The organism is Streptomyces sp. CB03234 (genome assembly GCF_001905885.1).
Classification (GTDB): domain Bacteria; phylum Actinomycetota; class Actinomycetes; order Streptomycetales; family Streptomycetaceae; genus Streptomyces.
This window is the reverse complement of the sequence record NZ_LIYH01000001.1, coordinates 1,453,220-1,475,216: the sequence shown is the minus strand read 5'-3', so window position 1 is coordinate 1,475,216 and position 21,997 is coordinate 1,453,220. Positions and strand designations below refer to the sequence as shown.

Sequence of the window (21,997 nt, the reverse complement as noted above, 5' to 3'; positions counted from 1 at the left end):
ACTAATCTGGCGTTGATTTTTGGCACGCTGTTGAGTTCTCAAGGAACGGACGCTTCCTTTGTACTCACCCGCAGAGACACTCTCTGGGGCTTTCCTCCGGGCGCTTCCCTTCGGTATTTCGTGTTTCCAACCTTACCAGATCCGTTTTCCGTTCCGTTTCCGGTTCGGATTCAGTTTCCGGCGGCCGTTGGAGGGCCTTTGCCTTTCGGCGCTCCACCACTTTAGACCATTTTCCCCGGCGACTCATAATCGAGCCGCTGAATTGGATTCCGGACACGCCGGAAGCCGACCCATTCGGGAAGTCGATCTTTGGTGGTGGATGGCTGCTCTGGGGTGCCTCGAACGGCAGGCCCAGCTCCTGCAGCTCGGTAGACATTAGGCGCTTCGGTGCTCCAAGTCAAGCCCTCCTCCGGCGTGGTGCGTGGGCGCGGTACGGACTCACCGTGGGGTCGCCGTCGATCCAGAAGCGCCAGGGGTGCAGGGCTCCGTCGCCGCCCACTCCGGTGCGGGGACCGGTGCGGACCTGGGCGGGAGTGACGGGGGCTCCGGTCAGTACGGAGAGAGGGGAGGCGGGGCCGGCGCAGGCGTCGGTGCCGTCCAGGGTGCGGTCGACATCGAGGGCGGTGGCGAGGCGGGCGGGGCCTTTGGCCAGTTCCTTGTCGTACCGGGCCGAGAGTCGGCGTTTGCGGGCGAGCTCATGGCCGACCCGTACCTCGCCGGCGCGCAGCAGGACGCCGCTCGCGGAGCCCTCCGGTCCGCACACCAGGTTCAGGCAGTGCCACATGCCGTAGGTGAAGTAGACGTAGGCGTGACCGGGCGGGCCGAACATCACGGCGTTTCGGGCGGTGCGGCCGCGGTAGGCGTGGGAGCCTGGGTCGGCCTCGCCCGCGTACGCCTCCACCTCGGTGAGGCGGAGTTCGATGGGGCCGTCGTCCGTCATGCGCACGAGGGTGCGGCCGAGGAGGTCCGGGGCGACCTCCAGTACGGGGCGGTCGAAGAAGGCCCGCGGCAGCGGCGTACGGTCGGAGCTCTCGATCATGTCGTACGAGCGTACTGGGAACCGGCCGCGGTCCTTCCGCGTATGCGCGTATATAGGGGTCAGGATCCGAAAAGGAGTGAACATGGGGTTCAAGAAGCTGCTCGCGAGCCTGGGTGCGGGGGGCGCGTCGGTGGAGACGGTGCTCACCGAGGCGAACGTCGTGCCGGGTGGGGTCGTGCAGGGTGAGGTGCGTATCCAGGGCGGCTCGGTGGATCAGCGGATCGAGGGGCTGTCGGTCGGTCTGCAGGCGCGGGTGGAGGTCGAGGGCGGTGACCAGGAGGTCAAGCAGGACATCGAGTTCACCAAGGTGCGGCTCGGTGGGGCCTTCGAGGTGAAGGCCGGGGCGGTGCACGTGGTGCCGTTCGGCCTGGACATCCCGTGGGAGACGCCGGTCACGACCATCGCCGGGCAGCAGCTGCGCGGGATGGACATCGGCGTGTCGACGGAGCTGGAGATCGCGCGGGCGGTGGACTCCAGTGACCTGGACGCCATCAATGTGCATCCGCTGCCGGCGCAGCAGGCGATCCTCGACGCCTTCATCCAGCTGGGCTTCCGCTTCAAGAGCGCGGACATGGAGCGTGGGCACATCCGTGGGACGCGGCAGAAGCTGCCGTTCTACCAGGAGATCGAGTTCCTGCCGCCGCAGCAGTACCGGGGGCTGAACCAGGTGGAGCTGACGTTCGTCGCGGACGAGCGCGAGATGGACGTCGTCCTGGAGATGGACAAGAAGCCGGGGCTGTTCAGTGAGAGCAGCGACTCGTACCGGGCGTTCAAGGTGGGGCTCAACGACTTCCAGAACACCGACTGGGCCGCCTACCTCAACCAGTGGCTCGCCGATGTCGGTGGCCGCCGCAACTGGCTCTAGGCTCTTCTGCAGCTCATCGGAGAACAGGGAAACGGAGGTTCTGACGTGACCGTGACCGAGGGGAAGAGGGCGCCGCTCCCTCATGACTTCCATCCGGAGGTGCCGTCGTTCACCGTGGTGAGCGATGACATCGCGCCGGAGGCCGTGCTGGCGGACGCGCAGGTGTACGCGAAGGGGAACACCTCGCCGCATCTGCGGTGGGAGGGTTTCCCGCCGGAGACCAAGAGCTTCGCCGTGACGTGCTTCGACCCGGACGCGCCGACCGGGAGCGGGTTCTGGCACTGGGTGCTGTTCGACATCCCGGCGTCGGTCACCGAGTTGCCGGCGGGCGCGGGCAGCGGGAAGTTCGAGGGGCTGCCCGAAGGGGCGGTGCATGTCCGTAACGACTACGGGTCGAAGGACTTCGGTGGTGCGGCGCCGCCGGCGGGCGAGGACCACCGTTACGTCTTCACCGTGTACGCGGTGGACACCGATAAGCTCGGGCCGGACGCGGACGCGTCGCCCGCCGTGGTCGGGTTCAACCTGCGGTTCCACACGCTGGCGCGGGCTCAGCTGATCGGTCACTACGCGGAACCGGCGGAGAGCTGATCGTTCGCTTTTTGTTTGCCCGCTCCTGGTCTTGGAGAGATCAGGAGCGGGCATCTTTCGTTGCGCACGGATATTGCGTTGTCCAACCCGGCGTGCCCGGCCAGAGTTGGTCCCAGCCCCAGGCCCGCCGACAGGGCAGGGCCGGCATACGGGAGGTGGGCAGGATGCGGGACACGCTGGTACTGAACGCTAGCTTCGAGCCGCTGTCGACGGTGACGCTCAACCGTGCGGTGGTGCTTGTGCTTCAGGACAAGGCCGTTGTCGAGCAGGAGCATCCCCGTCTGCGCGTGCGGGCGGCCGCCGTGGAACTTCCGGTGCCTCGGGTGATCAGGCTCTGCCGGTACGTCAGGGTGCCGTTCCGAAGACAGGCCCCGTGGTCGAGGCGGGGTGTGCTGGTACGGGACCAGCACAGGTGCGCGTACTGCGGAAGACGCGCGACGACCGTGGACCACGTGGTGCCGCGGGCGCAGGGCGGTGGGGACAACTGGCTGAACACGGTGGCGTCCTGCGCGGAGGACAATCACCGCAAGGCGGACCGTACGCCGGAGCAGGCGGGTATGCCGCTGCTGCACCAGCCGTTCATACCGTCGCCGGCGGACGCGATGCTGCTGGCGCTGGGGGTACGGAACCGGTCCGAGCTGCCCGATTGGCTGGCGTCGGCGGCTGCGTGAGCCGCCGCGTACGACCGTGACCGTCCGGTGCCCGTCTCGTGTCAGGCCGAGGCGGGCTCCTTGCGTGTGGGGCGCTGGACGAGGTTGCCGCCGCAGTTGGGGCAGACGTGGTTCATCGTCGTCGTACAGGCCGGGCAGAAGGTGCATTCGTAGCTGCAGATGTACGCGGTGCCGGTGGCGGTCAGGGACGCCTCGCAGCGTTCGCAGGTGTCGCGCATCTCCAGTGCCATGAGGTCATCCCCTGGTGGTGAGTTGGATGATCGCGAGGGTACCAACAACGATGATCACGGCGCGGAGGGCGGTCGGTGGGAGACGGCGGCCGACCTTGGCTCCGATCTGGCCGCCGATGGTGGAGCCGACGGCGATCAGCAGCACCGCCGTCCAGTCGAAGTGGGCGACGAAGAGGAAGAAGAGCGCGGCGATGGTGTTGACGACGGCCGCGAGGATGTTCTTGGTGGCGTTGAGGCGCTGCAGGGTGTCGTGGAGCAGCATGCCCATGAGGGAGAGGTAGATGATCCCCTGGGCGGCGGTGAAGTAGCCGCCGTAGACGCTGGCGAGGAGCAGACCGGCGAAGAGGAGCGGGCCGCCGTCGGGCTTGCCGTGGGTGCCCTCGCGGTCGCGGCGCCGCTGGACCGCCTTGGAGATGCGGGGTTGCAGGACGACCAGGACCAGGGCGAGGCCGACGAGGACCGGGACGATGGTCTCGAAGGCGGTGGCGGGCAGGAGGAGGAGCAGTATGGCTCCGCCAAGTCCGCCGATGGCGGCGGCGATGCTCAGGCGCAGGACGCGGCGGCGCTGGCCGGTGAGTTCGGCGCGGTAGCCGATGGCGCCGCTGATGGAGCCGGGGATCAGGCCGAGGGCGTTGGAGACGGTGGCGGTGACCGGTGGGAGGCCGGTGGCGACGAGGACCGGGAAGGTGATCAGGGTTCCCGATCCGACGATCGTGTTGATCGTGCCGGCGCCGATGCCTGCGGCGAAGACGGCGAGCATCTCCCAGATCGTCACGCTGTGCCCTCGTCCTTCGTACAGGATCAGTGCTTGCAGGATCGGTGCTTGCAGGATTGGTGCCTGCTGCACTGATCATGCACGAAGGGGCGGGTGTGTCAGTCGACCGGGGGCTCTTCGCGGCGCTGCGCCGGGGGGCGTTCCTTGCCGGTGTCGACGGTGCCTGCGGTGCCTCCCGTGTTGAAGCCGGGGGCGCCGCTGCCGAAGTTGCCGAAGGCGCCGGAGAGGCCCTTGAGGGCGTCGCCGATCTCGCTGGGGACGATCCAGAGCTTGTTGGCGTCGCCCTCGGCGATCTTCGGGAGCATCTGGAGGTACTGGTAGGACAGCAGCTTCTGGTCGGGGTCGCCGGCGTGGATGGCTTCGAAGACCGTACGTACGGCCTGCGCCTCGCCCTCGGCGCGGAGGGCGGCGGCCTTGGCCTCGCCTTCGGCGCGGAGGATCGCGGACTGCTTCTCACCCTCGGCGGTCAGGATCTGGGACTGGCGGATGCCCTCAGCGGTGAGGATCGCGGCGCGCTTGTCGCGGTCGGCGCGCATCTGCTTCTCCATCGAGTCCTGGATGGAGGTGGGCGGTTCGATGGCCTTGAGCTCGACGCGGTTGACGCGGATGCCCCACTTGCCGGTGGCTTCGTCGAGGACGCCTCGGAGGGCGGCGTTGATCTCCTCGCGGGAGGTGAGGGTCCGCTCCAGGTCCATGCCGCCGATGATGTTGCGGAGGGTGGTGACGGTGAGCTGCTCGATCGCCTGGATGTAGCTCGCGACTTCGTAGGTCGCGGCGCGGGCGTCGGTCACCTGGTAGTAGATGACGGTGTCGATGTTCACCACCAGGTTGTCCTGGGTGATCACCGGCTGGGGCGGGAACGGGACGACCTGTTCGCGGAGGTCGATCCGGTTGCGGATCGAGTCGATGAACGGGACGACGATGTTCAGCCCCGCGTTGAGGGTGCGGGTGTAGCGGCCGAAGCGCTCGACGATGGCGGCGCTGGCTTGCGGGATGACCTGGATCGTCTTGATCAGGGCGATGAAGACGAGCACCACCAGGATGACCAGGACGATGATGACTGATGGCATCGTGTGTTCCCCGTGCCCTTCGCTGCCGGTTGTGTGCCGGTTCGTTGCCGGTTGGTTCGATGATCGAGTTTCGCAGACGGCGGGCTGTCGCGTGCGCCGTTCGGCGGGAGTTGGCCAGGTTGCGGCACCTGGCGCCTCGTCACATCACATCACTACTGCGGTCGCCCCGTCGATCTCGACGACGTCGACCTGCCGGCCCGGCTCGAAGATCTGGTCGGCGTCGAGGGCACGGGCGGACCAGACCTCGCCGGCGAGCTTGATGCGGCCGCCGCTGCCGTCGACGCGTTCGAGCACGACGGCTTGACGGCCTCTCAGCGCGTCGATATTGGTGGCGTGTTGGGGTCGTCCGTCCCGGTGGCGGGCCGCGATGGGGCGTACCACCGCGATGAGTGCGACGGAGACGGCGGCGAAGACCACCACTTGGGCCACCACGCCGAAGCCGAGGCCCGCGGTGACGGCTCCGGCGATCGCTCCGACGGACAGCATTCCGAATTCCGGCATCGCGGTCAGGACGAGCGGGATGCCGAGTCCCACCGCGCCGATCAGCCACCAGACCCATGCGTCGATGTCCACGTGGTCATGGTAGGACCGGGGGTCGGGTCTCGGACAGGGCGCGGGGGGCTCGTACGGTCAGAGGCTCGTACCGTCGAGAGGCTCGTACGGTCAGGAGAGGGGCAGACCCTGGGCGGTGTAGCGGTCACCGACGCGTTCGACGACGAGCGGCAGGCCGAAGCAGTGGGAGAGGTTGCGGGAGGTCAGTTCCATCTCGACGGGGCCGGCGGCGAGCACCTTGCCCTGACGGATCATCAGGACGTGGGTGAAGCCGGGCGGGATCTCCTCGACGTGGTGGGTGACCATGACCATGGAGGGAGCGTACGCGTCGCGGGCGAGGCGGCCGAGGCGGCGCACCAGGTCCTCGCGGCCGCCGAGGTCCAGGCCGGCGGCCGGTTCGTCGAGGAGCAGCAGCTCGGGGTCGGTCATCATCGCGCGGGCGATCAGGGTGCGCTTGCGCTCGCCCTCGGAGAGGGTGCCGAACGTGCGGTCCAGGAACTCGGTCATGCCGAGGCGGTCGAGGAAGGCGCGGGCGCGGTCCTCGTCGACGGCGTCGTAGTTCTCGTGCCAGGTCGCGGTCATGCCGTACGCGGCGGTGAGGACGGTCTGGAGAACGGTCTGGCGCTTGGGCAGCTTGTCGGCCATGGCGATGCCGGCCATGCCGATGCGGGGGCGGAGGTCGAAGACGTCGACCTTGCCGAGCTGGTCGCCCAGGATGCGGGCGGTGCCGGTGCTCGGGAAGAGGTAGCTGGACGCGACATTGAGGAGGGTGGTCTTGCCGGCGCCGTTGGGTCCGAGGATGACCCAGCGCTCGCCCTCCTTGACCGACCAGGAGACGTCGTCCACCAGAGCGCGTCCGTCGCGGACCACGGATACGTCCACCAGCTCCAGTACATCGCTCATGAGCGCGTTGTCTCCCCTATGCGGTCGAGTCTCGTCGTCGCTTGCGCCTGTGGGCGAAGCTCCCAGGGAAAACCTACGCCACCGGTGGCGGGGGCCGGCCCTTAGGGCCGGTTCCGGACAGTGGCCGGGCGGCAGTGCCTAGGGTGGGGGAATGCTCTCGGAACCACGTTCAGGACGGTTGGCCGCATGGGGGAACGCCCTGCTGGCCGGGTTGGTGTCGCCGGATGAGGCCGTGCTCGCGATTGTCGGGGACGATGCCGTGCACCGGGTGGAGGGGCTGCCGGGCGAGGAGGGGCCGGTCGGCCTGACGCTGGCGCTGGGGCGGCTGCGGGCGCTCGGGGTGGCGGGATGGCGGGTGGCGCTGCCGGCGCCGGGGTATCCGCTGGGGCTGAGCGGGCCGCCGGAGTTCAACGCGCGGGCGCTGGAGGCGGAGGAGGCGGTCGTCGGGTACGGGGCGGGTTTCGGCCTCGTACCGGAGGTGTACGAGGCGGGGCCGGGGCCCGGGGACCTGCATGTGGAGGTCCTGTGGCACTGCCTGCCGGTGCGGGAGGCGCCGCCGGCGGACGTGCCGTCGCTCGGGGAGGCGGAGCGGGAGCTGGCGGAGGCGCTGCGGGACGCGACGGTGGTGCTGACGCGGCTGGACGTGGCGGCGTCGGGGCCGGTGGCGGAGGCGGCGCTGGACGCGTACCGGGCGCGGGCGGAGGCGGGGCGTGAGGTGCTGGCGCCGGGGTATCCGCCGCGGGCGGTGCGGGTGCTGGAGCTGGCCCAGCGGGTGGGGCTGCTGATCTCGCTGGCGTACTCACCGGCGTACGGGACCGGGGGCGCGCACGGCGGGGCGGTGAGCGCGTCGGAGATGGCGGCCCGCGCGGAGGCGCTCCGGCCGGTGGAGCGGGTGGCACGGCGTGCGCAGGTGGCGGCGTTCAACGCGTGGGTGGAGGAACGCGAGCGGGGGTGAGGTGCGGGGCGGGGCGTTCTGCCGGTTCGGGACCGGTTGGTTCTGCCTGGTCGGGGGCCTGTTGGTTCCGCCGGCTTCGGGACCGGTTGGTTCCGCCGGCTTCGGGACCGGTTGGTTCCGGCGGTCGGGGCCGGTTGGTTCCGGCGGCTCCGGGAAAGGGGGCGGCCCCCAGGTGGGGCTGGGGGCCGGACGGGCGTGGCGGCGTCAGTGGTTGACGGCGGTGTTGCCGAAGGCCGGGTTCAGGGCGCCGATGACGTTGACGCTGTTGCCCGAGACGTTCACCGGGACGTGGACCGGGACCTGCACCAGGTTGCCGGAGCCGACGCCGGGCGATCCGATGGCCGCGCCGTCCGCGTGGGCGCCGCCGGTGGCGGACGCGGCACCCGCGGCGGCGGCGACCAGCCCACCGGCGGCGATGGTGACAGCAGCGGCCTTCTTCAGGTTCTTCACTTCGAGAATCCTCCGTTGACTATCGCTGCGGCGATCACCGCAGCACGCCATGGAGAACGCCCACGCGGCGCTCCGGTTGCGCCGAGTGGGTGACATACACACGACGGTATGAATCTCGTACCGGTGGAAGGCCTCGGGTTGACGGGGCCCGCCCGTCAGCCGGTCAGGCCGTGGCGGACCGCCCACAGCGCGGCCTGAGTGCGGTCGGCGAGGTCCAGCTTCATCAGGATGTTGGAGACGTGCGTCTTGACGGTCTTCTCGGACAGGACCAGCGCGCGGGCGATCTCGCGGTTGGAACGTCCGTCGGCGATCAGGCCGAGGACTTCCCGCTCCCGCTCGGTGAGCGTGCTGCCGCGGCCCGTCGCGCCGTTCGCCTCCTCCTGGGAGAGGAGCGCCACGGCCACCTCCGGCTGGAGCAGGACATGACCCGCGTGTACGGAGCGGATCGCGCCGGCCAGCGCGTCCGGGTCGACGTCCTTGTATACGTAACCCGACGCCCCCGCCCGTAGCGCGGGGATCACCGTGCGCTGCTCGGTGAAGCTGGTGACGATCAGCACCTTTGCCGGGTTGTCCAGCTCGCGCAGCTTGCGCAGGGCCTCGATGCCGTCCATGCCGGGCATCTTCACGTCCATCAGGACGACGTCGGGGCGGAGCTCCTCCGCGCGGGCCACGCCCTCGGCCCCGTCGCCCGCCTCCCCCACCACCTCTATGTCGTCCTGTACTTCGAGGAACGTGCGCAGCCCGCGACGGACCACCTGGTGGTCGTCGACCAGCAGGACGCGGATCCCGGTCTTCGGATTGGGCACGGCGTCAGCCACCGGGGACCTCCATCTCGATCGTGGTGCCCTTGCCGGGCGCGGACTGGACGGTGAGCTTTCCGCCGACGCCGCCCGCCCGGTCCCGCATCGAGACCAGGCCGAGGTGCCGGCCCGCCCGGCGGACCGTGCGGGGTTCGAAACCCTTGCCGTTGTCGGTGACGCTGAGGAGCACACCCTGACCGCGTCGTACGAGGGACACGGCGACCCGGTCGGCCCCGGAGTGGCGCAGGGCGTTGTGCAGTGCCTCCTGGGCGACCCGGAGCATGGCCTCTTCCTGGGCGGCGGGCAGGGCCCGTACCCCGCAGCTGTCGAACGTGACGTGCGCGTTGTGGGCGCGGTCCAGGACCTGTATCTGCGTCCGGAGGGTATGGACCAGGCCGTCCTCGTCCAGCGCGGCGGGGCGCAGCTCGACGACCGCGGCGCGCAGTTCGTCCGCGGCCTCGGCGGCGAGGGCGGCGACCTGCTGGAGCTCGCCCTTGGCGCGGGCCGGGTCGCGGTCGACGAGGGCGGCGGCCGCCTGGGCGGTGAGCCGCAGCGAGAAGAGCTTCTGGCTGACCGCGTCGTGCAGCTCATGGGCGAGCCGGGAGCGCTCCTCGGCGATGGTCAGCTCGCGGCTGCGCTCGTACAGCCGGGCGTTGGTGAGGGCTATCGCGGCGTGCTGGGCGAGGATGCCGAGGAGCTCCTCGTCCTCCTCGGTGAAGCCGCAGCCGCCGTCGGGGGCGGGGCCGTCCGGGCAGCGTTTGTTGGCGAGGAACAGCGCGCCGATCGTCTCGTCGCCGTCCCGGACGGGCAGACCCAGGAAGTCCGACATGTCGGGGTGGGCGGAGGGCCAGCCCTCGAAGCGGGGGTCCTCGCGGACGTCCGCGAGGCGCTCGGGCTTCGCCTCGTGGAGCATCGCGGCGAGGATGCCGTGCTGGCGCGGCAGCGGGCCGATCGCCTTCCACTGCTCCTCGCTGACGCCGTCCACGACGAACTGGGCGAATCCGCCGTGGTCGTCGGGCACGCCCAGCGCCGCGTACTCGGCGTCGAGCAGCTCGCGGGCGGAGGCCACGATCGTCTTGAGGACGTCGCGCACCTCCAGGTGCCTGCTCATCGCGAGCAGCGCGGTGCTGACGGCGGCGAGGCCGGAGCGGGGCGATCCCTCTCGTCGATCGGTCATGCGTTCACGTTACCGGCGGGGTGTGACAGTCCGTATCGGACCCGGGACGGCGGCCGATTAGGGCGGAGGGCCTAGGTCGAAGTCCCCGGCGGGTCCCGGCCCTGGGCCGAGGCGGCGGCCGGGGGGCGGGTTCCAGGCTGAGGGCATCGGTTCTCTTCCGGTTCTCTCTCGGTTCTTACGCTCTCAGGGGATGGGTTCATGGCTGTCGCGATCATCACGGGTGCTTCGAAGGGGCTGGGGCGGGCGCTGGCCGTCGCGCTCGCCCGCCAGGGCTGGGATCTGGTGCTGGACGCCAGGACCGCCTCCGTACTGGAGGAGAGCACACAGGAGGCGCGGGCGCACGGGACGCGGGTGGTGGCGCTGCCCGGGGACGTCACCGACGGGTCCCACCGGGCGGCACTGGTGGCTGCCGCGCGGGAGCTGGGCGGGCTGGACCTGCTGGTGAGCAATGCGAGCGCGCTGGGCGCCGAGCCGCTCGTACGGCTGGACGCGCACTCGTTGGACGGTTTCCGGACGGCGCTGGAGACGAATGTGGTCGCCGCGCTCGGGCTCGTACAGGAGGCGCTGCCGCTGTTGCGGGCGAGCGAGGCGGGAGCGGTGATCGCGGTGAGTTCGGACGCGGCGGCCGAGGCGTACGAGACGTGGGGCGGATACGGGGCGTCGAAGGCGGCGCTGGACCAGCTGGCGGCGGTGCTGGCCGTGGAGGAGCCGGAGCTGAAGGTGTGGGCGGTGGACCCGGGTGACATGCGGACGGATCTGTACCAGGCCGCCGTGCCGGTCGACGACGATACGGGCCGGCCGTTGCCCGAGTCCGTGGTGCCGGGCTTCCTGCGGCTGCTGGCGGAACGGCCGGCGAGCGGGCGGTACGCGGTGCCCGCCCTGCTGGGGGTGGACGCGTGAGCGTGCTGGAGGCGCTGAGGGTGCCGGAGGAGCTGTCCGCGCGGGTGCCTGCCGAGCAGCGGGGCGCGGGGCGGGACGACGTACGGCTGATGGTGTCGCGTGGGCTCGCCGTGTCGCACCACGCGTTCCGGGAGCTGCCGGGGCTGTTGCGGGCCGGGGACGTGCTGGTGGTGAACACGTCACCGACGCTGGCCGCGGCGGTGACCGGGCGCCTGGGCGGGGACGGTGGCGAGCTCGTCGTCGTGCACTTCTCCACGCGCGGGGACGACGGGCGGTGGGCGGTGGAGCTGCGGGACCCGGACGGGCGGGGCAGTACGCGGCCACGGCCCGGCGGCCCGGCGGGCGCGGTGGTGCGGCTGCCCGGCGGGGCACAGCTGGTGCTGGAGGAGCCGCTGGGTTCGGGTGGGGTGGGGTCCGGGGTGGGGTCCGGGGTGGCGGCCGGTGGGGTGGGGCTGCGGTCCGGTGGGGCAGGTGGGGCCGGTGGGGCCGGGGCTTTCGAGGTGGGCTCCGGCGGGGCGGGCTCCGGCAGGGGCGGACGGTTGTGGTGGGGCACCGTTTCGGTGGGTGTGCCGGGGCTGCTGGCCGGGTATGGGCGTCCTATCCGGTACGGCTACACGGAGCGGGACCAGCCGCTGGCCGCGTACCAGACCGTCTTCGCGCGGCCGTCCCAGGACGGCTCGGGCTCCGCGGAGATGCCGAGTGCGGCGCGGCCCTTCACGGCGGGGATGGTGGCGGAGCTGGTGAGCCGGGGCGTGCAGTTCGCGCCGGTGACGCTGCACACGGGTGTGGCGTCGGCGGAGGCGCACGAGCCGCCGTATCCGGAGCGGTTCGAGGTGCCGGCGGCCACCGCGTGGCTGGTCGGCGCGGCGCGGGCGGGTGGCGGCCGGATCGTGGCCGTGGGGACGACGGCGGTGCGGGCGCTGGAGTCGGCGGCGGGCGCCGACGGCGTCGTACGACCGGCGTCGGGCTGGACGGATCTGGTGGTCACGCCACGGCGTGGGGTGCGCGCCGTGGACGGGCTGCTGACCGGGTTCCACGAGCCGGAGGCGTCGCATCTGCTGATGCTGGAGGCGATCGCGGGGAGGGAGGCGCTGAGCCGCGCGTACACCGAGGCGCTGAGGCGGCTCTACCTCTGGCACGAGTTCGGCGACGTCCACCTCATACTCCCGGACGAGGGGCCTCACTGAGCGCATTGCGCGTGCAACAGATGGTGAGACTGTTACGTGCCCGATGTGAGCCCGCGCATAGGACGTAGGTCACTTACGAAGGTGTCTAGTTGGTGCCATAAAGGGCAGATCAGTGCTGGCCCAGCGGGTGACTGGAGGGCCCGGAGGCTCTCTCCGGCACCCGCTGATCCACTACCCGGCTTCGTACGTCACACCTTTGCCTCTGCATTTTGCTCCAGCTAAGAATTGCAGCCGTCGCCCGCCGAGCAGGCGAAGCGCCGCCCTGGCCTTGCGACGTCCCGCGATTCGAAGAGGTACGACTGCATGTCCGCGTCCAGCACCCGCCCCGGCTTCAGCCGTCTCAAGAAGAACCACAAGCTTTCCCTCGCCGGCATTGCCACGCTGAGCGCCGCCGCGCTCGCGTTCTCCGTCGTTCCGGGCAACGACGCCGCCGCCGAGACGGAGCCGCAGGCTGTCGCCGCCGCCCCTGCTGCCGCTCCGGTCGCGCTCACGAACACGCTGAGCAGCGCGCAGAACAAGCCGCTGCACCTCGGCATCACCGAGCAGCAGACCACCATCGAGCTGAAGGCCAAGGCCGACGCCGCCGCCGCGAAGGCCAAGGCGCAGGCCGCCGCCGCCGCGAAGGCGAAGGCCGCCGCGGCCGCCAAGGCGAAGGCCGAGGCCGCCGCGAAGAAGCGCGCCGCCGCCAAGGCCGCCGCGAGCCGCGCCGCCGCCCGCAAGCCGGTGTTCGCCAACAACCTCGACGGCTGGATCCGTGAGGCGCTGTTCATCATGAAGAAGAACAACATCCCGGGCACCTACGAGGGCATCCACCGCAACATCATGCGGGAGTCCAGCGGTAACCCGAACGCGATCAACAACTGGGACATCAACGCCATCAACGGCGTCCCGTCGATCGGTCTGCTCCAGGTCATCAAGCCGACCTTCGACGCGTACCACGTCCCGGGCACCAAGAAGAGCCAGTGGGACCCGGTCGCCAACATCGTCGCCGCCTGCAACTACGCGGCCGACCGGTACGGCTCCATGGACAACGTGAACAGCGCCTACTGAGCCGGTTCACCCATGCCGAAGGGCGGCACCCCGTGCGGGTGCCGCCCTTCGGCGCGGTACTGCTGCCGCGTACTACTTGCGCATGACCTCCGGCTCGTGGCGGCGCAGCAGGCGCGCCACGATCACGCCGCAGATGGCGCCGAGCGCCAGGAGCGCGCCCATGTCGACCATCCACTGCCCCAGCTCGTGGTCCCACAGCGGGTCCGTGTCGGTGGGGTCGTCCTGGTTGGGGAACAGGACGTTGAGCTGCGCGGTTGTTCCGGCGGCGGCGACGGCCCAGCGGGACGGCATGAGGTACGAGAACTCGTTGACACCGACCTGGCCGTGCAGCGTGAACAGGCAGCCGGTGAAGACGACCTGGATGATCGCGAACATCACCAGCAGCGGCATCGTCTTCTCGGCGGTCTTCACCAGCGAGGAGATGATCAGGCCGAACATCATCGAGGTGAAGCCGAGGGCCATGATCGGCAGGCTCAGTTCGAGCCGGACGGCGGAGGAGCCGAAGAGCAGGCCCTCGTCCGGTACGTCGCGGAGGCCGAAGCCGATGCCACCGATGATCGCGCCCTGGATGACCGTGATCACACCGAGGACGATCACCTTCGACATGAGGTACGCCGAACGTGACAGGCCCGTGGCCCGTTCCCGTTCGTAGATGACCCGTTCCTTGATCAGTTCTCGTACGGAGTTGGCGGCACCGGCGAAGCAGGCGCCCACCGCGAGGATCAGCAGGATCGTCGCCGCGCTGCCGTTCGGGCCGCGGGGGCTCGGCTTGAGCCCGTAGTCCGAGCTGATCAGCGTACTGACCACGCCCAGGACGGCCGGGAGTATCACCATCAGGGCGAGGAAGCCCCGGTCGGAGGCGATGACGGAGACGTAGCGGCGGATCAGGGTCCACAGCTGCGCGCCCCAGCTCTGCGGCTTGGGCGGGCGCATCGACTGGGCCGACGGCATCTCCACCGACTGCGGGGCGACGGCGTCGATGTCCGCGGCGTACATCTGGTAGTGCTGCGAGCCTTTCCAGCGGCCCGCCCAGTCGTAGTCGCGGTAGTTCTCGAACGCGGAGAAGACGTCGGCCCACGTCTCGTAGCCGAAGAAGTTGAGCGCCTCCTCCGGCGGGCCGAAGTACGCCACCGAGCCGCCGGGCGCCATGACCAGCAGCTTGTCGCAGAGCGCCAGCTCGGCGACGGAGTGGGTGACGACGAGGACCGTACGGCCGTCGTCGGCGAGGCCGCGCAGCAGCTGCATGACGTCGCGGTCCATGCCCGGGTCGAGGCCGGAGGTCGGCTCGTCCAGGAAGATCAGGGACGGCTTGGTCAGCAGCTCCAGGGCGACGGAGACGCGCTTGCGCTGGCCACCGGAGAGGGCGGTGATCTTCTTGGTCTTGTGGATGTCGAGCTTCAGCTCGCGCAGGACCTCGTCGATCCGCGCCTCGCGCTCCTGCTCGGTGGTGTCCGCGGGGAAGCGGAGCTTCGCGGCGTACTTGAGCGCGGTGCGGACGGTCAGCTCCTTGTGCAGGATGTCGTCCTGCGGGACCAGACCGATGCGCTGGCGGAGCTCGGCGAACTGCTTGTAGAGGTTCCGGTTGTCGTAGAGGACGTCGCCCTGGTTGGCGGGGCGGTAGCCGGTGAGCGCCTTGAGCAGGGTCGACTTGCCGGAACCGGACGGGCCGATGACCGCGATGAGCGACTTCTCCGGGACGCCGAAGGAGACGTCCTTCAGGATCTGCTTGCCGCCGTCGACCGTGACGGTGAGGTGGCGGGCGGAGAAGGAGATCTCGCCGGTGTCGACGAACTCCTCGAGCCGGTCGCCGACGAGGCGGAACGTCGAGTGACCGACGCCGACGATGTCGTTCGGGCCGATGAGCGCGGAGCCGGACTTGGCGAGCGGCTGGCCGTTGACGTACGTGCCGTTGTGCGAGCCGAGGTCGCGGATCTCGAAGCGGCCGTCGGGCGTGGCGTGGAACTCGGCGTGGTGGCGCGAGACCTGGAGGTCGGAGACGACCAGTTCGTTCTCGAGCGCACGACCGATGCGCATGACGCGGCCCAGCGCCAGCTGGTGGAAGGTGGTGGGGCTGCGCTCGGCGTGCACCGGCGCGGCTCCGGCCGGCGCGGCGCCGCCGCCCTGGCCCGGGACCTTCTGGGCGTACTGCTCGGCGGAGCCGGTGGGGCCCGGGTGGCCCGGGTGGTTCTGGTGGTTCTGGTGGTTCTGGTGGCCCTGGTGTACGGCGGGGCCGGGCTGCTGGTGCGGGACGTGCGGCTGCTGGGGCTGCTGCTGAGGCCAGCCCTGCGGCTGCTGAGGCTGCTGCTGGTGGGGCGCGGCCGGGGCCTGCTGCTGCCAGGCCTGCGCGGCCTGGCCTTGCGAAGCCTGAGCTTGCGGCGCGGCGGCCTGTGCGCTGTACGCACCCGCTCCCGCCGCGGCACCGGTCAGACTCAGCCGGGGACCATCGGTCGCGTTGCCGAGGTGCACGGCGGAGCCGGGGCCGATCTCCATCTGGTGGATCCGCTGGCCCTGCACATACGTGCCGTTGGTGGAGCCGTGGTCCTCGATGACCCAACTGCGGCCGTTCCAGCTGATCGTGGCGTGCCGCCACGAAACCCTGGCGTCATCGATCACCAGGTCGCCCTGCGGATCACGTCCGAGGGTGTACGACCTGGACGGATCGAGAGCCCAGGTCCTTCCGTTCAATTCCAGTACGAGTTCCGGCACTCCATGCCCCACTACTTGTCCCCCGAGTTCCCCCCGTCGCAGGGAGTCTAGGGATGGCGAACATCGGGGGGAACTATTTCAGGCCCGGCCCCGGAATCGAAAGTCGGGCGGTGTGAAGACAGCGCGCAGACGCCCCGGCACCCTGCTTCCCTGTGCCGCCGGCTCGCCCCCGACTCGCCGTTGACTCAGGAGAAATACGCCCGGAGAGTGGTAAGAACCCATGAGTACGTACGGATCATTCGTGAATGGGGCAACTCGGGACGGATCACAGGCCTTTCGGGGGTCCTTATGCACGAGGACGGCGGTGGCGGGGGAATCCGGTGGGGCGATGTGATCCTGGCCTCGCTCGCCGCCGTGGGCTGGGCGCTGGTGGGGATGGCGGGCGTCGCGGCGCTCGGCCTGCACCTGTTGGGGGCGGATCCGGCGGGTGCTCTCGGGCCGATGACGGCGGCCGTGGTGGTGCTCGGGGTGGGCGGTTCGGTGACGCCGTGGGGCGATGTGTCCGTGTTCGGTGGGGAGGGCACGGCGGCCGGGACGGCCGTCGACATCACGCCGCTGGGCGTAGGCCTCGTCGGGGCGCTGCTGCTGTCGTACGTGTTCCTGCGGTCGCTGCGGGCGGCGGCGGGGCCGGCGTACGTGTCGGGGCGTGAACTCGCGGCGCGGGTAGGTGTGTTGGTGGCGGCGTTCGTCGCGGTGGCCGGCGGGCCGGTGTGGGTGGGGCGCGGCGTCGTCCCGATTGACGCGGGGTCACTGGGCGTCGGCGGTGTCGGGGACCTCGTGGGCGTGGGCGGTAAGGCGTCGGTGGGGTTCCGGGTGGACGTGGCGGAGTCGTTGGCGGGTGCGGCCTGCTGGGCGCTGGGGGTGGTGCTGCTCGCCCTGCTCGCGTCGCGCCGTGCGCCACTGCCGCCGGGGCGCGGCTGGGACGCGGTACGGCGCGTGGTGCGGCCCGCCGCCTCCGCACTCGTGACGGTCGCGGTGGTGGCGGTGGCCGCGGGGTGGGCGGCGGCGGGGTACGCGGCGATCGGTGACGACCATCCGGGGCGGGTGGTGGGCGCCGCGCTGCTCGGCGCGCCGAACGGGGTGTGGCTCGGGGTCGCCTTCGGGCTCTTCGTGCCCTGGGAGGGGCGCGCGTCCGGCGGGTCGGCGGGGGCGTTGCCGGACCCGTTGGGCGATCTGCTGCGGGTGTCGTCCGGCGAGCCCGTGACGGTGGGGCGGCTGGCCGAACTGGATCGGGGCGTGTGGCTGTTGGTGGGCGCGGCAGGGCTGCTGATGCTGGGCGCGGGTGTGCTGACCGCGGTGCGTACGGCGCGGGGCGGGCTCGGTGCGGTGGCGTTCGCGGGGCGGTGCGCGGTGCGGCTGGCGGCGGTCACGGCGGCCGGGCTGCCGTTGGTGGTGTGGCTGACGGGGGTGTCGGCGGGCGCGTCGTTGTCGGCGCTGGGGGTGGACGGGTTTGGTGGGGTCCCTGTCGGCGGGGTCGACCTCGGAGCGGTCGACGTCGGCGGGGTCGACCTCGGAGCGGTCGACCTCGGAGCGGTCGACGTCGGGGCGGTCGACGTCGGTGGCGTGGACGGGGTCGTGGAGCTGCGGGGCGATGGGTCCATGGCGGTGTTGTTGGGTGCGCTGTGGGGCGGGGCGGCGGGCGGCGCCGGGGCGCTGCTGGCGCGGGGGGCGGGGGTGGCGGGGCGGGCGCCGTCGTTGCCTCCGGTGGCCCGGGCGGTGCCGTGGGGCCCAGGAGCGCCGGGTGTGCCGGGGCCGTACACCCCCTCGGTGCCGTACCGGCCGCCGAACCCCGACACGAACCCGTATCTGCGGCTGCCGGACCCCGGCGGCCCGCCGGAGGGGCGGGCGGACGGGTGGCCGGAGCGGGGGCGGCCGGGCGGCTGAGGTGGGCGGCTTGTCCCCCACCCCCGCCCCTTCCCCGAAACCGGGTGCTCCGCCCCCGGGCCCCCGCGCCGGTCCACGTGGACACCGTCATGCAGCACGGCAGCGGGGCGCCGATCGGCCACCCCGCCCACCGCGGCCACATGTCACACGGTCAACGGCCGCCGGTACCACCGGAGGGGCTCACCGGCCCCGGCGGGGTGGCCGTGGCCCCAAGGCCCTGAGGATGCACGGCGAGAACACGGCGCCGGAGATGGGCGCCCGGGACGTGCCGCCCCGGGGCTCCTGGGGCGCTGGGCGCGGACCCGGCGCCCGAGTGCGGGGCGCGCGGATGGCGGGGCCCGGTCGGCGCGGACCGGTCCGCGAGGCCCGGATGTGCGGGGGCCGGGTGTCCGGTGGTCGGGACGGGGCGCGCTCGGGAGCGTGGGGGCCGATACGGTGGGGGGACCATGAGCGCATCGCAGACCTCTGACGTTCCCACCCTTCTCGTCAAGATCTTCGGGAAGGACCGCCCCGGGATCACCGCCGGGTTGTTCGACACCCTGGCCGCCTTCTCCGTCGATGTCGTCGACATCGAGCAGGTCGTCACCCGTGGCCGCATCGTCCTGTGCGCGCTCGTCACCGAGCCGACGGTGAGCACCGAGGGGGAGCTGCGGGCCACCGTGCACAGCTGGGCGGAGTCCCTGAAGCTTCAGGCGGAGATCATTTCCGGTACGGGTGACAACCGGCCGCGCGGCTCGGGGCGGTCGCACGTCACCGTGCTCGGGCACCCCCTGACGGCTGAGGACACGGCGGCCATAGCGGCCACGATCACCCGGACCGGCGGCAACATCGACCGTATCTTCCGGCTGGCGAAGTATCCGGTGACGGCCGTGGAGTTCGCCGTGTCGGGTACGGAGACGGCTCCTTTGCGCACCGCGCTGGCCACCCAGGCCCATGAGATCGGCGTGGACGTGGCGGTGGTGTCGGCGGGGCTGCACCGCCGGGCGCAGCGGCTGGTCGTCATGGACGTGGACTCGACGCTCATCCAGGACGAGGTGATCGAGCTCTTCGCGGCGCACGCCGGCTGTGAGGAGCAGGTCGCCGAAGTGACGGCGCGGGCGATGCGCGGGGAGCTGGACTTCGAACAGTCCCTGCACGCGCGCGTGGCGCTGCTCGCCGGGCTGGACGAGTCGGTCGTGGACAAGGTGCGGTCGGAGGTCAGGCTGACCTCGGGCGCGCGCACCCTGATCCGTACGCTGAAGAGGCTCGGGTACCAGGTGGGTGTGGTGTCGGGCGGGTTCACCCAGGTCACGGACGACCTGAAGGTGCGGCTCGGTCTGGACTTCGCGTCGGCCAACACGCTGGAGATCGTGGACGGCAAGCTGACCGGACGGGTGACCGGCGAGGTCGTCGACCGGGCGGGCAAGGCGCGGCTGCTGCGCCGGTTCGCCGCCGAGGCCGGCGTACCACTCGCCCAGACGGTGGCGATCGGCGATGGCGCCAACGACCTGGACATGCTGAACACGGCCGGTCTGGGCGTGGCCTTCAACGCCAAGCCGGTGGTCCGCAAGGCCGCCCACACCGCCGTCAATGTGCCGTTCCTGGACACGGTGCTGTATCTGCTGGGCATCACCCGCGAAGAGGTCGAGGCCGCGGACGCGGACCAGGTCTAGGCGTGAGCCCCTGACGCGAGGAGGCCCAGTCACACGCGGTGGCCGGGCCTTCCACGTGTACGGGGGTTACTCGTGGGGTGCCCAGTAGCTCAGCAGCTTGCCCACGCCGTGTTCCACGGACTTCCAGGAACCGCTGAAGCCGACGACGGCGAAGGCGGAGGTGGGGAAACCACCCCGGTTCATCCGGGCGAGCGTGTCGCCGTCGGCCTGGCCGGCGAGGGCGTCGGCGACGGCGTGCATGCCCGGGTTGTGCCCGATGACCAGGAGGTCGTTCACTTCTTCCGGGGTCTCGTTGAGCAGCGCGAGGATGTCGCCGAGTGAGGCTTCGTAGAGCCGCTCCTCGTACACGGTCTTGGGGCGCCGTGGGAGCTCCTGGACCGCCAGCTTCCATGTCTCGCGGGTCCTGGCCGCGGTCGAGCACAGGGCCAGACCGAAGGTGATGCCGGTCTCGGCGAGCCGGCGGCCGGCCACGGGTGCGTCCTTGCGGCCTCGCTCAGCGAGCGGCCGCTCGTGGTCGGACACCTGGGGCCAGTCGGCCTTCGCATGCCGGAGTAGCACGATCCTGCGGGGTGTATCGACGCTCATGCTCCCCAGCTTCGCATGAAACACGCCATGGAGCGGTGGGTGTTGGGCAGCTTGCCCACTACCGCGCGAGCGTGTGCTGAATCTGCTCCAGGATGCGGCCCACCGCCGGGTCACCACCCGCCGCGTGCGCCTCACCGCCGCCGGTTATCAGGCCGAAGAGGACGGCGAAGGCGAGCACGGGCAGTGCCACGGCCCACCAGGGCAGCCGCGTGCCGTCAGTGCTGCTGGTGGTGAGGGTGATGGTGGCGTGCGTCCGTTGCGGGCGTGTACGGGCCGGCATGGCCGCCTCCGTGGGTCCGTGATGCCGAGGTCGAAGTGGTGTCAACGCTACGGATCATGAGCCGCCGCGCCCATCCGGCAACCCACCCACTTCACCCTGAGCCTGACCCCCTAGGGGATGGTGGGGACAGCCCCACCATCCCGGTCACAGCTCGCCGGTCACGGCTCCCGGGTCACGGCTCACGGCTCCCGGGTCACGGCTCCCGGGTCACGGCGAGGCGATGGACGCGACGATTCCGATGACCACGCCGATCGCCAGCATCGCGCCGAGCACGATGAGGAGCTTCTTCTGGCCGTTCTGAGGGTTCGGGTCGAGCACAGGCTGCATGGGACAAGTCTCGCACCTCAGGCTTCGTCCTCGATCGTCCGGTCCCGCCCGGCGATGATCCCCACGATCACCTGCGGCACCATCAGCCCCGTCATCAGCACGAGAGGGGTCCCCCAGCCGCCGCTGTGCTCGTAGAGGGCACCGACCAGCGTGGGCCCGGGGATGGAGATGAGGTAGCCGACGCTCTGGGCGAAGGCGGAGAGCCGTACGACCCCGCCTCCGGTCCGCGAGCGCATGCCGATCATGGTGAGGGCGAGCGGGAAGGCGCAGTTGGAGACGCCCAGGAGCAGCGCCCAGGCCCATGCCCCGGCCGCCGGAGCGAAGTGCAGTCCGGCGTATCCGCTCAGTCCGCACAGACCGAGGGCGACGACGATGGGGCCCTGGTTCTTCATGCGGGTGGCGAGCCGGGGGATGACGAAGGCGAGCGGCACGCCCATCACCATGGTCACGGCGAGCAGCACTCCGGCGGTGCCGGCGGAGACCCCGGCGTCGCGGAAGATCTGCGGCATCCAGCCCATGGTGATGTACGCGCCGGTGGCCTGGAGGCCGAAGAAGCAGGCCAGTGCCCAGGCCGTGCGGCTGCGGGTGATCCTTATGGCGGGGGTTTCCTCCGGGGCCGGGGTGCCCGTCCCGGGCGTGGCCGTGTCGCCGCCCCGGTTGCGTACGAGGGGGAGCCAGGCCACGACGGCGAGGGCGCCGAGGACCGCCCACACGGCGAGGCCGGTGCGCCAGTTGCCACCGAGCGCGTCGGTGACCGGGACGGTCGCGGCGGCCGCGAGGGACGTGCCGAGGGCGAGGGCCATCGAGTACAGGCCCGTCATGGTGCCGACGCGGTCGGGGAAGTACCGCTTGACGATGACCGGCATCAGGACGTTGCTGACGGCTATGCCCATCAGGGCGAGGGCGCTGGCGGCCAGGAAGGCCGCCGTACCGCCGGCGAAGGGGCGGATGACCAGGCCGGCGGTGATGGCCGCCATACCGGCGAAGACGACGGCGCCGGGGCCGAAGCGCCGGGCGAGCCGGGGCGCGGTGATGCCGAAGACGGCGAAGCACAGCGGCGGTACGGAGGTGAGGACGCCGGCGACGCCACCGCTCATGTGCAGCCCGTCCCGCACCTCTTCGAGGAGGGCGCCCAGGCTGGTGATGGCGGGGCGGAGGTTGAGCGCGGCGAGGACGAGCCCGACGATCAGGAGCCGGGTGAGCCACACCGCGCTCGCCGGCCGGGTTTCGGCCCGGGTCGGCGTAGGTGCGGCGGGAGCGGGGGTACGTGCGGGGGTGAGGGTCGGGGGCTGCGGCTCGTCGGACATGAGCCCATCATAGAATCATGGGATGATTGGCTGTCCAATCCTCT

At 71.1% G+C, this 21,997-nt stretch carries 24 protein-coding genes; 10 read left to right on the top strand and 14 right to left on the bottom strand.

What is annotated here, in order from left to right; translation table 11 throughout:
- Positions 1 to 225: hypothetical protein (locus AMK26_RS37510; protein ID WP_206745193.1), on the top strand; the 225-nt coding region annotated here is incomplete at its 5' end.
- A 172-nt stretch (positions 226 to 397) separates the two neighbouring features.
- On the opposite strand, the gene AMK26_RS06675 is transcribed toward AMK26_RS37510, so the two are convergent.
- Positions 398 to 1,039, bottom strand: a complete 642-nt coding sequence (locus tag AMK26_RS06675) for a DNA-3-methyladenine glycosylase (RefSeq protein ID WP_073752881.1) — start codon at positions 1,037 to 1,039, stop codon at positions 398 to 400.
- Positions 1,040 to 1,121: 82 nt separating this feature from the next.
- On the opposite strand from AMK26_RS06675, the gene AMK26_RS06670 reads away from it, so the two are divergent.
- The 3 genes from AMK26_RS06670 to AMK26_RS06660 all read left to right on the top strand — a co-directional run bounded on the left by AMK26_RS06670 (position 1,122) and on the right by AMK26_RS06660 (position 3,163).
- Positions 1,122 to 1,904 carry a sporulation protein gene (locus AMK26_RS06670; protein WP_073752879.1) on the top strand — a complete coding sequence of 261 codons (783 nt, stop codon included), beginning with the start codon at positions 1,122 to 1,124 and terminating at the stop codon, positions 1,902 to 1,904.
- 51 nt (positions 1,905 to 1,955) lie between these two features.
- Complete coding sequence (locus tag AMK26_RS06665) at positions 1,956 to 2,492, top strand: YbhB/YbcL family Raf kinase inhibitor-like protein (protein ID WP_073753118.1); 537 nt, start codon at positions 1,956 to 1,958, stop codon at positions 2,490 to 2,492.
- A 164-nt stretch (positions 2,493 to 2,656) separates the two neighbouring features.
- Positions 2,657 to 3,163 carry an HNH endonuclease gene (locus tag AMK26_RS06660; RefSeq protein ID WP_073752877.1) on the top strand — a complete coding sequence of 169 codons (507 nt, stop codon included), beginning with the start codon at positions 2,657 to 2,659 and terminating at the stop codon, positions 3,161 to 3,163.
- 41 nt (positions 3,164 to 3,204) lie between these two features.
- Here AMK26_RS06660 and AMK26_RS06655 read toward each other — a convergent pair whose 3' ends face one another.
- The 5 genes from AMK26_RS06655 to AMK26_RS06635 form a co-directional block, all read right to left on the bottom strand.
- A complete protein-coding gene (locus AMK26_RS06655) occupies positions 3,205 to 3,393 on the bottom strand; it encodes a DUF1272 domain-containing protein (RefSeq protein WP_073752875.1) in 189 nt (62 codons plus the stop codon).
- 4 nt (positions 3,394 to 3,397) lie between these two features.
- Entirely contained in the window at positions 3,398 to 4,168 is a 771-nt protein-coding gene (locus AMK26_RS06650) for a sulfite exporter TauE/SafE family protein (protein ID WP_073752873.1), read from the bottom strand.
- Between the two features lie 98 nt (positions 4,169 to 4,266).
- Complete coding sequence (locus AMK26_RS06645) at positions 4,267 to 5,238, bottom strand: SPFH domain-containing protein (protein ID WP_073752871.1); 972 nt, start codon at positions 5,236 to 5,238, stop codon at positions 4,267 to 4,269.
- 144 nt (positions 5,239 to 5,382) lie between these two features.
- Positions 5,383 to 5,811 carry an NfeD family protein gene (locus AMK26_RS06640; protein ID WP_073752869.1) on the bottom strand — a complete coding sequence of 143 codons (429 nt, stop codon included), beginning with the start codon at positions 5,809 to 5,811 and terminating at the stop codon, positions 5,383 to 5,385.
- A 90-nt stretch (positions 5,812 to 5,901) separates the two neighbouring features.
- Entirely contained in the window at positions 5,902 to 6,693 is a 792-nt protein-coding gene (locus AMK26_RS06635; RefSeq protein ID WP_073752867.1) for an ABC transporter ATP-binding protein, read from the bottom strand.
- A gap of 151 nt (positions 6,694 to 6,844) precedes the next feature.
- Between AMK26_RS06635 and AMK26_RS06630 the strand changes: the two genes are divergently transcribed.
- Positions 6,845 to 7,648: a hypothetical protein gene (locus tag AMK26_RS06630; protein ID WP_073752865.1), complete on the top strand. Its 804-nt coding sequence runs from the start codon at positions 6,845 to 6,847 to the stop codon at positions 7,646 to 7,648.
- Between the two features lie 204 nt (positions 7,649 to 7,852).
- Here AMK26_RS06630 and AMK26_RS06625 read toward each other — a convergent pair whose 3' ends face one another.
- The 3 genes from AMK26_RS06625 to AMK26_RS06615 form a co-directional block, all read right to left on the bottom strand.
- Positions 7,853 to 8,098 (bottom strand): chaplin, encoded by a 246-nt coding sequence (locus AMK26_RS06625; RefSeq protein ID WP_073752863.1) that lies wholly within the window; start codon positions 8,096 to 8,098, stop codon positions 7,853 to 7,855.
- A gap of 155 nt (positions 8,099 to 8,253) precedes the next feature.
- Positions 8,254 to 8,916: a response regulator gene (locus tag AMK26_RS06620; protein WP_443333145.1), complete on the bottom strand. Its 663-nt coding sequence runs from the start codon at positions 8,914 to 8,916 to the stop codon at positions 8,254 to 8,256.
- Complete coding sequence (locus AMK26_RS06615) at positions 8,909 to 10,075, bottom strand: GAF domain-containing sensor histidine kinase (protein ID WP_073752861.1); 1,167 nt, start codon at positions 10,073 to 10,075, stop codon at positions 8,909 to 8,911. Before AMK26_RS06615 ends, AMK26_RS06620 begins: the two co-directional genes overlap by 8 nt.
- 198 nt (positions 10,076 to 10,273) lie before the next feature.
- On the opposite strand from AMK26_RS06615, the gene AMK26_RS06610 reads away from it, so the two are divergent.
- From AMK26_RS06610 to AMK26_RS06600, 3 genes are all read left to right on the top strand, one after another.
- Complete coding sequence (locus AMK26_RS06610; RefSeq protein WP_073752859.1) at positions 10,274 to 10,975, top strand: SDR family NAD(P)-dependent oxidoreductase; 702 nt, start codon at positions 10,274 to 10,276, stop codon at positions 10,973 to 10,975.
- Positions 10,972 to 12,162: an S-adenosylmethionine:tRNA ribosyltransferase-isomerase gene (locus AMK26_RS06605; RefSeq protein WP_073752857.1), complete on the top strand. Its 1,191-nt coding sequence runs from the start codon at positions 10,972 to 10,974 to the stop codon at positions 12,160 to 12,162. Before AMK26_RS06610 ends, AMK26_RS06605 begins: the two co-directional genes overlap by 4 nt.
- A 303-nt stretch (positions 12,163 to 12,465) precedes the next feature.
- Positions 12,466 to 13,212: a transglycosylase SLT domain-containing protein gene (locus tag AMK26_RS06600; protein WP_073752855.1), complete on the top strand. Its 747-nt coding sequence runs from the start codon at positions 12,466 to 12,468 to the stop codon at positions 13,210 to 13,212.
- Between the two features lie 72 nt (positions 13,213 to 13,284).
- Here the strand turns inward: AMK26_RS06600 and AMK26_RS06595 are convergent, their stop codons facing one another.
- Entirely contained in the window at positions 13,285 to 15,918 is a 2,634-nt protein-coding gene (locus tag AMK26_RS06595; protein ID WP_073752853.1) for an ABC transporter ATP-binding protein/permease, read from the bottom strand.
- Between the two features lie 288 nt (positions 15,919 to 16,206).
- Here AMK26_RS06595 and AMK26_RS06590 point away from each other — a divergent pair, with 288 nt between their 5' ends.
- Complete coding sequence (locus tag AMK26_RS06590) at positions 16,207 to 17,802, top strand: streptophobe family protein (protein ID WP_073752851.1); 1,596 nt, start codon at positions 16,207 to 16,209, stop codon at positions 17,800 to 17,802.
- A 446-nt stretch (positions 17,803 to 18,248) separates the two neighbouring features.
- On the top strand, positions 18,249 to 19,454 hold the full coding sequence (serB, locus tag AMK26_RS06585; protein ID WP_073752849.1) for a phosphoserine phosphatase SerB: 1,206 nt from the start codon (positions 18,249 to 18,251) through the stop codon (positions 19,452 to 19,454).
- A gap of 66 nt (positions 19,455 to 19,520) precedes the next feature.
- Here the strand turns inward: serB and AMK26_RS06580 are convergent, their stop codons facing one another.
- From AMK26_RS06580 to AMK26_RS06570, 4 genes are all read right to left on the bottom strand, one after another.
- The gene (locus AMK26_RS06580; protein ID WP_073752847.1) at positions 19,521 to 20,039 is read right to left on the bottom strand and encodes a SixA phosphatase family protein; all 519 of its coding nucleotides are present in this window, start codon (positions 20,037 to 20,039) and stop codon (positions 19,521 to 19,523) included.
- Positions 20,040 to 20,097: 58 nt separating this feature from the next.
- Positions 20,098 to 20,319: a hypothetical protein gene (locus AMK26_RS06575; RefSeq protein WP_073752845.1), complete on the bottom strand. Its 222-nt coding sequence runs from the start codon at positions 20,317 to 20,319 to the stop codon at positions 20,098 to 20,100.
- Positions 20,320 to 20,526: 207 nt separating this feature from the next.
- A complete protein-coding gene (locus AMK26_RS38315; protein WP_274536108.1) occupies positions 20,527 to 20,646 on the bottom strand; it encodes an SGM_5486 family transporter-associated protein in 120 nt (39 codons plus the stop codon).
- Between the two features lie 17 nt (positions 20,647 to 20,663).
- On the bottom strand, positions 20,664 to 21,953 hold the full coding sequence (locus AMK26_RS06570; RefSeq protein WP_073752843.1) for a CynX/NimT family MFS transporter: 1,290 nt from the start codon (positions 21,951 to 21,953) through the stop codon (positions 20,664 to 20,666).
- Between the last annotated feature and the right edge of the window lie 44 nt (positions 21,954 to 21,997).

Excerpts from the sequence above, each read along its gene's own strand:
- AMK26_RS06675 (WP_073752881.1), bottom strand. The coding sequence starts at position 1,039 with ATGATCGAGAGCTCCGACCGTACGCCGCTGCCGCGGGCCTTCTTCGAC.
- AMK26_RS06670 (WP_073752879.1), top strand. The coding sequence starts at position 1,122 with ATGGGGTTCAAGAAGCTGCTCGCGAGCCTGGGTGCGGGGGGCGCGTCG.
- AMK26_RS06660 (WP_073752877.1), top strand. The coding sequence starts at position 2,657 with ATGCGGGACACGCTGGTACTGAACGCTAGCTTCGAGCCGCTGTCGACG.
- AMK26_RS06655 (WP_073752875.1), bottom strand. The coding sequence starts at position 3,393 with ATGGCACTGGAGATGCGCGACACCTGCGAACGCTGCGAGGCGTCCCTG.
- AMK26_RS06645 (WP_073752871.1), bottom strand. The coding sequence starts at position 5,238 with ATGCCATCAGTCATCATCGTCCTGGTCATCCTGGTGGTGCTCGTCTTC.
- AMK26_RS06635 (WP_073752867.1), bottom strand. The coding sequence starts at position 6,693 with ATGAGCGATGTACTGGAGCTGGTGGACGTATCCGTGGTCCGCGACGGA.
- AMK26_RS06630 (WP_073752865.1), top strand. The coding sequence starts at position 6,845 with ATGCTCTCGGAACCACGTTCAGGACGGTTGGCCGCATGGGGGAACGCC.
- AMK26_RS06615 (WP_073752861.1), bottom strand. The coding sequence starts at position 10,075 with ATGACCGATCGACGAGAGGGATCGCCCCGCTCCGGCCTCGCCGCCGTC.
- AMK26_RS06610 (WP_073752859.1), top strand. The coding sequence starts at position 10,274 with ATGGCTGTCGCGATCATCACGGGTGCTTCGAAGGGGCTGGGGCGGGCG.
- AMK26_RS06600 (WP_073752855.1), top strand. The coding sequence starts at position 12,466 with ATGTCCGCGTCCAGCACCCGCCCCGGCTTCAGCCGTCTCAAGAAGAAC.
- AMK26_RS06590 (WP_073752851.1), top strand. The coding sequence starts at position 16,207 with ATGCACGAGGACGGCGGTGGCGGGGGAATCCGGTGGGGCGATGTGATC.
- serB (WP_073752849.1), top strand. The coding sequence starts at position 18,249 with ATGAGCGCATCGCAGACCTCTGACGTTCCCACCCTTCTCGTCAAGATC.
- AMK26_RS06580 (WP_073752847.1), bottom strand. The coding sequence starts at position 20,039 with ATGAGCGTCGATACACCCCGCAGGATCGTGCTACTCCGGCATGCGAAG.
- AMK26_RS06575 (WP_073752845.1), bottom strand. The coding sequence starts at position 20,319 with ATGCCGGCCCGTACACGCCCGCAACGGACGCACGCCACCATCACCCTC.
- AMK26_RS38315 (WP_274536108.1), bottom strand. The coding sequence starts at position 20,646 with ATGCAGCCTGTGCTCGACCCGAACCCTCAGAACGGCCAGAAGAAGCTC.
- AMK26_RS06570 (WP_073752843.1), bottom strand. The coding sequence starts at position 21,953 with ATGTCCGACGAGCCGCAGCCCCCGACCCTCACCCCCGCACGTACCCCC.